The organism is Calditrichota bacterium (genome assembly GCA_016867835.1).
In the GTDB taxonomy this organism is placed as follows: Bacteria; Electryoneota; AABM5-125-24; order Hatepunaeales; family Hatepunaeaceae; genus VGIQ01.
Window position 1 is genome coordinate 1 of the sequence record VGIQ01000126.1, and the last position, 7,282, is coordinate 7,282.

At 55.6% G+C, this 7,282-nt stretch carries 6 protein-coding genes; all 6 read left to right on the forward strand.

Translation table 11 applies throughout. The annotated features are described in order from the left end of the window. The first annotated feature begins 135 nt into the window (after positions 1 to 135). A complete protein-coding gene (locus FJY67_10440) occupies positions 136 to 2,004 on the forward strand; it encodes a M6 family metalloprotease domain-containing protein (GenBank protein MBM3329868.1) in 1,869 nt (622 codons plus the stop codon). Between the two features lie 29 nt (positions 2,005 to 2,033). Then, positions 2,034 to 3,143, forward strand: a complete 1,110-nt coding sequence (prfA, locus tag FJY67_10445; GenBank protein ID MBM3329869.1) for a peptide chain release factor 1 — start codon at positions 2,034 to 2,036, stop codon at positions 3,141 to 3,143. Next, entirely contained in the window at positions 3,118 to 4,083 is a 966-nt protein-coding gene (locus FJY67_10450; protein ID MBM3329870.1) for an MCE family protein, read from the forward strand. Before prfA ends, FJY67_10450 begins: the two co-directional genes overlap by 26 nt. A gap of 37 nt (positions 4,084 to 4,120) precedes the next feature. Further along, positions 4,121 to 4,792: a hypothetical protein gene (locus FJY67_10455; GenBank protein MBM3329871.1), complete on the forward strand. Its 672-nt coding sequence runs from the start codon at positions 4,121 to 4,123 to the stop codon at positions 4,790 to 4,792. A 46-nt stretch (positions 4,793 to 4,838) separates the two neighbouring features. Then, entirely contained in the window at positions 4,839 to 6,344 is a 1,506-nt protein-coding gene (locus FJY67_10460) for a hypothetical protein (protein MBM3329872.1), read from the forward strand. Beyond that, positions 6,344 to 7,282 (forward strand): ABC transporter (locus FJY67_10465; protein MBM3329873.1); only part of this gene is annotated, 939 nt, incomplete at its 3' end. The genes FJY67_10460 and FJY67_10465, both read left to right, overlap by 1 nt.

Consider the following 7,282-nt stretch of genomic DNA (forward strand, 5'->3'; position numbering starts at 1 on the left):
AAGACAATCTATCCACGGAGCGTCCTGTGACCAAGGGCGCTGTTCAAGTCCCCTTCGGCTACGCCTTCGGGGACTTGAACAGCCATCACACTGTCAACAGATCGCTAAGATAGTACACCTAACTTATAATGGACGATGCGAAGTATGCTAGCACATATCATAATTCTCCTGGCACTGTCGGTGCTATCCACACTGGCAATGCCTCCGCACCCGGAGCGCTGGGATGCCCTCGACCCGGGCGAGCGTTCCCGCATTGCAGATGTCTTCGATGCCGGCGCTCGTCGTGGTCTGGACGCTCCCGGCATCTCAGTCCTGGACAGGATAGGCCGGCCGCGACGCGATGACCCGGCCGAGGAGACGATCCGTATTCCGGTGATACTCATCGACTTCGCCGACAACCAAGCAGACGCCAATGGGCATCCCCCGGTGTTCTATGCCCGGAAGTTTTTCAGTCAGGACGAGATCGATCCCGGTAGTGTGCGCGATTGGGTCGATGAGAATTCACTTGGACAGGTTCAATTGATCGGCGATGTCGTAGGCTGGTATCGGATGCCGCAGAACTACAACTATTATGTTGCCGGTATCTATGGTCTTGGCAACTATCCACGTAATGCCCAACGTATGGCTGAGGATGCCATACGCGCTGCCGATCGCGATCTCGATTACAGTCGTTACGACCACAACGACGACGGCCTCGTCGATGCCGTAGTCGTTCTTCACGCGGGTCCTGGTGCTGAACTTAACCCAAATAACCGCAACATCATCTGGTCGCACACCTGGCAGGTGGAAAATGTAGGCGACCTCGACGGCATTCGATTCCGCAACTATGTTACCGTTCCCGAGGACGGCAACATAGGTGTCTTTGGGCACGAGTTGGGGCATGCCATCTTTGGCCTTCCCGATCTTTATGACACTCGCAATCGTTCGACCGGTATCGGCACCTGGTCAATGATGGCTTACGGCTCCTGGGGAGATCAGGGGCGTCGTCCGGTCCACTTCGATGCCTGGTGCAAGACCCGACTTGGTTGGGCTAATGTCGTCGAGATCGCCTTCGATCAGGAGCGCGTCCTGCCTGAAGTCTATGGCGAAAACACCATCTATCGCCTCTGGAACCCGAACGATCAGGGCCCTCAGTATTTCCTTGCTGAATACCGCCGGAGGGTTGTTTTCGATGCTTCACTCGTGGCCGAAGGATTGCTCGTCTATCACATCGACGAGCAGATGCAGAACAACGACAATCCGTGGTGGCCGGGCAATCAGGGACAGTTACACAATCTTGTAGCGCTCGAGCAGGCCGATAACCGATGGGACCTCGAACGCAACGCCAACTATGGCGATGCCGGTGATCCCTATCCCGGATCCGCTGACAATCGCCACTTTCATATCAATTCGAGTCCAGGAAGCCGGGACTATGCAGGAAATCCCACCGGTGTTGCCATCCGCGATATTGCCATCGGTGAGCAAGGTGTCTCGGCGCTATGGGCTGTCGGGGTTGAAGCACCCGATTTGGAGCGTCAGACTATCTGGTTGACCGAGAACTGGAATCTCGCTTCCCTGCGCGTTCGTCCAGAGTCGAACGATGTCCGCGCTATGACCCGACCGCTCGTCGAAGCGGGCTTGCTCGTCATGGTCAAGGATGAAGCAGGCCGCTTCTACCATCCACCTTCCGGCTTCAATAACATCCCCTCCTGGGAGACCGGAAAAGGCTACATGATGCGCCTGATACGGTCCGCCGAATGGGTTGTCGAAGGAGAACCGATTCAGGCGCAAACGGAGATACCGCTTCGCGCTGGCTGGCGTTTTATGGCCTACTATCCTGACTACCAACTTACCGCTCCGGTAGCATTCTCCTCACTTGGCGATGCTTTGACCATCGCCAAGGATGTCCGGGGCCGATTCTATGTGCCCCGTCTTAACTACAACAGCATCCCCCTGCTGCGCGCCGGTCAGGGCTACCAGGTCAACTTGTCACGCGATGCCGCACTGGTTTATCCTGAGCCTTGACCTAATGGCAACATCATCGCTATCCCGCAATGCCTGAGATCGCAGCACCGGAATTCACGCTGGAAGATCGGATCGGCGCACTCACGCCCCGTATTACCGAAGTAGAGATCGAAATGGCTTCTCCGGAAGCCTTGTCGAATCCTCGTCGAATGACCGAACTGGCGCGCGAACATCGCCGACTCGTCGAACTGGTGCAAACCCGGGATGCGCTTGTCCGGGCGCGTAAAGAACTGAATGACCTGCAACAAGTTGTTGCCGACCCCGTCCTCGCCGAACTGGCACTCGAAGAGATGCCTCGCCGTGAACGGGATGTGCACTCATTCGAAGCGCGTCTTCTTCAACTAATGATTCCCGAACCGGTCGAGGATGCCCGCAACGCCGTGGTCGAACTTAGAGCCGGAACTGGTGGGGAAGAGGCTGCTCTCTTTGCCGCTGATCTCCTGAAAATGTATATGCACTACTTCGAACTAAAGAAGTGGAAAGCCGATATCGTCGATAGCAATTTCACTTCGCTTGGCGGGGTAAAGGAATTGACGCTTACCTTGTCCGGTGAAAGTGTCTATGGCCGGATGAAGTGGGAATCCGGCGTCCACCGGGTGCAGCGCGTTCCCGACACCGAAGCGTCGGGCCGTATTCACACCTCTGCTGCGACCGTGGCGGTTCTTCCCGAAGCCGAAGAGGTTGACATCGATATCGACCCGTCGGAACTTAAGATCGATACTTACCGGGCCTCCGGAGCCGGCGGGCAGCATGTCAACAAGACCGAGTCGGCTATCCGGATCACCCACCTGCCTACCGGGCTGGTTGTAACCTGTCAGGATGAGCGTTCCCAAATTAAAAACCGCGCCCAGGCGATGAAAGTGCTCCGGTCGCGGCTTTTCCAAATGAAACTCGAAGCCGAGGAAGCCAAACGCGCTGCCGAACGGCGCAGTCAGGTCCGAACCGGCGACCGCTCGGAGAAGATTCGCACTTATAACTACCCCCAGAATCGAGTAACCGATCATCGCGTTCCGGTAACGATTTACAGCCTCGACCGCATTCTCGAAGGGCAACTCGACCTGTTGCTCGATCCCTTGCACGAGCACTTCTCCCGGCTGAGACTCGAGTCCTCTCTTGCCGAAGGAGGCTTGGTTGCGTGAAGTAACCCCTGCCCAACGCGCCCGGCTTGGCATATTCCTGCTGGTTGCGGGAGGGACGCTGATCGTGTTACTCGGCATCATCACCGGAGGTAAACTACTCGAGCGCCGTGATACTTATTACATTCGCTACCGGGATGTATCTGTCAGCGGCCTCGATGTCGGAAGTCAGGTCAAGTACCACGGCGTCCGTATCGGACGTGTCGATAGGATCGCCATCGACCCCAAGGAAGTGGAGACTGTTGTAGTTACCATTTCCGTCGATCATGGCACCCCCATCACCAGCGATGTCAAAGCCGTCATTTCAGCCCTCTCATTAACGGGAATCAAAGTCATCGAATTGACCGGTGGCACCTCAGCCGCCAAGGTCCTTCCAGTCAACTCCGAAATCACACCTGCTCAGTCAACGTTCGACCTCATAAGCGGTAAAGCGGAGGCGGTATCTGAAAAGTTGGAATTGGTGCTGACCAATCTGGCAACACTTACCGGCGGAGAGAATCAGCAGCGCCTGATGGCTCTCATCGACAACACGACGGTTATCCTTAGCGATGTGCATGAAATACTCATCGACAACAGCCCGCGGATCTCCAACGCCGTTCAGAACTTCGAGTATGCTTCCGAACGCCTTGCTGCAGTCGCCGGATCGCCGGCTATAGACCGGGTGATTGCTAATCTCGATACGACGACGAGTGAGATTCGCGGAGCCCGGATCGGCGATGCGGTTTCCGACTTGCGGCTTGCGCTTCAGCAGGCGCGCACAACATTGACTCACATAGACTTGACTATTCTCAAGGGACGCCACGACATATTGACATCTCTTGAAGTATTACGCGAAAGCCTTGATTCATTCAACGAGTTTGCCCGGACCATCTCGGAGGATCCATCTCTGCTATTACGCGGCACCCGATCCGGCGAAGTGAGCGGCCCGGTTCGGGGACGTTAGTCCGGTATCGTCATCTTCACCACCATCGGACCTGACCATGAGGTATTCCGATCGTCTATATAAGGTTGCCCGGCGGTCGCCGGTCTTCCTTGGTCTTTTTCTAATCGCACTTGTAATACTTGCCGGCTGCGCCAAGCAGCAATTGGCGACCAGTTATTACCTTATTGAGTATGCCCCCAGTCCGGTCAATCCCCAACTCAAACTTTCCGAACCGATCCCTTACCGGGTTCAGGTGCGCAATTTTAAAATACCTCGCTCCTACGACTCTGTCCGGATAATCGCCCGCTACTCCAGCCATCAGATAGACTACTACCGCTACTCACTTTGGGCAGTTCGTCCCCAGGTGGCTGTGGCCGACCTTCTGGTCCAACACATCAAAGCCTATAACCTCTTTCGCAACTGCCAACGTGAGTTCCTCGAAGAGCGGCCGGACTTTGAGATCACCGGCGAGGTAACCCAGATTGAGCGCTTCGAGAGCGAAGCCTACACCGCCGCGCATCTTAGAATGCGGTTCGAGTTCTACGATTCCGGCAGCAACGACATCTTGCTGCTTCATGAGTTCGACCGTGAAATCAGCATCCCGCCCGGCAATATGTCGATCTTTGCCAAGGCTGTCAGCGACCTCATTTCTCAAGAGTCGGAGCAGTTTCTTGTCAAGATCGTTACCCACTTCTATCCAGTTCCAGCCGACAGCACCAATGAAGGTTGATTCGAGTCTCATGGAATGCAGAGGAGGGACAGGTTGGCAAGGACTGGTGATAGCGATCTCTTTGGTCGCCCGCTTGAATGCCGCCCCGGCACCGCCCGCGGTCGAAGGGTGGCTTCAGCCGCCGCCTCAAGAACAACTTTACGCCGAAGGCTTCGACGACCAGAAGGGGATGGGACGGATCTTTGTACCGGCGATGACCAATCCGAACAGTGAGCCGCCCTACGCTGTCTTCCTCGGCGACTTGCTGATTGCCCAGCAGAACACCGGTTCCAGCGCTTTCGTCAGTCCCGGCACCTACAAGGTCGTTTTCGGCACTGGAACAATCGAACAGCGTATCGTGAAGGAAGTCACCGTTCGACGAGAGGAGACCGTTATCATTGAACCGGACTGGGGCGCTTTGACGATAGAGGTGATCGACGAGTCGCGCAGTTACTTCTCACATGACCTGCAGATATTTCGAGTCTCGAGTGCTGAATCCTACGGCGTCATTCCGGCGATTAGTCCAGAGTTGGGGGAGCAGATGCAGACTCTCATTCTGGCTCCGGGACTCTACAAGATCGTGAAGCGGGGGCGGGACTTCAATACCTTCATAAACTTCGCCACTGTCTATCTCGAGACCGGCAACTACACCCCCTTCACGCTTGTCATCGAGAGCACCACCGGGAACTTCACCGGTGCCGGCATTCTGGCGCAGAGCAATGTTCTTCGGCAACTTGCGAACCTGCGCGGCTACCTTGCCATACATGGCAATATGGTGCTTAACTCGGACAATCGAACTTCGCGTTCGCCACGCACCGACATATCGGTTCTTGCCCAGGTCGAAAACCGATTGATATTCGATCGGTTCCCGCATTACTATCTTTCCAACAATCTGCTTGATCTGGGAACTCAGAAACTGCACAACACGCAGTTCACCATCAAACCCGACCGCTTGCAACTAAAGAACACCTATATCTACTACCTCCTGAAGTGGTTGGGAGGTTACAGTCGCCTCGATCTTGGCACACACTTTCTTCCGGTTACAAGTGTCTATGACCGGCCGGTTAACGTCACCTTTCACAATGAAGGTGGTAGGGTGATGCGCTATCTGCGTGGAGTACAAAGGGCCGAAACTGCACCGGCTTTCTTCCCGCTTGAATTGAAAGAGGGAGTGGGTGTCAATCTGACCCCACTAAGGTCGTATAACGCCCGTCTCAGCGTCCGCAGCGGCTTTGGATTTCGACAGAGTGTCAACAAGGATGTCTATCAGCCAACGGATGTCGATACCGTCTTCAAAGCAGTTCCAGACATCAACCAGAGGGGTTGGGAGGCATCCCTGGTGTCTAACTTTACCTTCTTCCAGAACCTTGGACTCACCACCGAACTTGACGTGCTCTTCCCGATTGGTGCTCAGGACGACCCGGTCATCGACCTTAGCAACTTTGTAAGTTTCGCATTAACTAAGAATGTAACGCTTGAGCACACCTTCCGCCTGAAGCACGACCGGACGCTCTACACTTACAACATCATCGAGCAGTTGATTTCCGTTCGACTAAGTTACTACTTCCTCTGATGCGCAGGGCTCGTCGGGCACGAGAGGCGTTCGAGGTCGATGCCGAAGCGATCCGACTGAAGATTTCGCTGCGGGGCGGGGGGCCACCGGGTCTGTTGAATGCACTCTCCGACGCCGTTCGTGCTGCCCCCCGGCAAAAAGTGCTTGTTGACTTGGGCGAAGTCCCGGCTATGGACAGCCTCGGCGCTTCACTGCTCTCCGAACTACTCGTGCGAGGTCATATGGCCGGTAAGGACATCGACTATTTAAACGCCTCGCCATCGGTGCAGCAAGTGCTGGCAGCCTATTTCTACCCAGCGCCGGAAGTGCGCATTTCACGCGATAAGCCGCGTTTCGGCGAAGCGGTCGGCGGCTGGTTCTATCGGCTTCGCGACGATGCCTGGGACCTTATCTTCCTAATATCTCAGACATTTTACTGGTCGTTGGTGGCGATCTGGCGGGGGGATGGGCATCGTAAAGGCGCAGTAACGGCTCAAGCGCTGCAGATAGGCGTCGGCTCGCTGCCGGTTATCGGCACTATCGCATTCCTGATTGGTATCGTTCTGGCGCTTCAGTCTGCCGAACAACTGCGCCAGTTCGGAGCGAACATCTTCGTTGCCGATTTGCTGGTGATATCGATGACTCGCGAAATGGGACCGTTGATGACTGCCATTGTCATGGCCGGGCGAAGCGGGGCCTCCATTGCCGCCGAAATTGCTACGATGACGGTTTCCGAAGAGACTGACGCCTTGACAACGATGGCGCTTAATCCTCTACGCTTCATCGTCGTCCCGAAAGTTTGGGGGATTACCCTCACAATGCCTTTTCTGGCAGTGCTGGCGACGGTGATCGGTATCGGAGGGGGGATGATTGTGGCGGTTGCAAGCCTGGACCTGGCGCCCCGGGCATTCCTGATTGAAGCACAGTCTGCGCTTTATCTAAAGGACGTCGTCACGGGA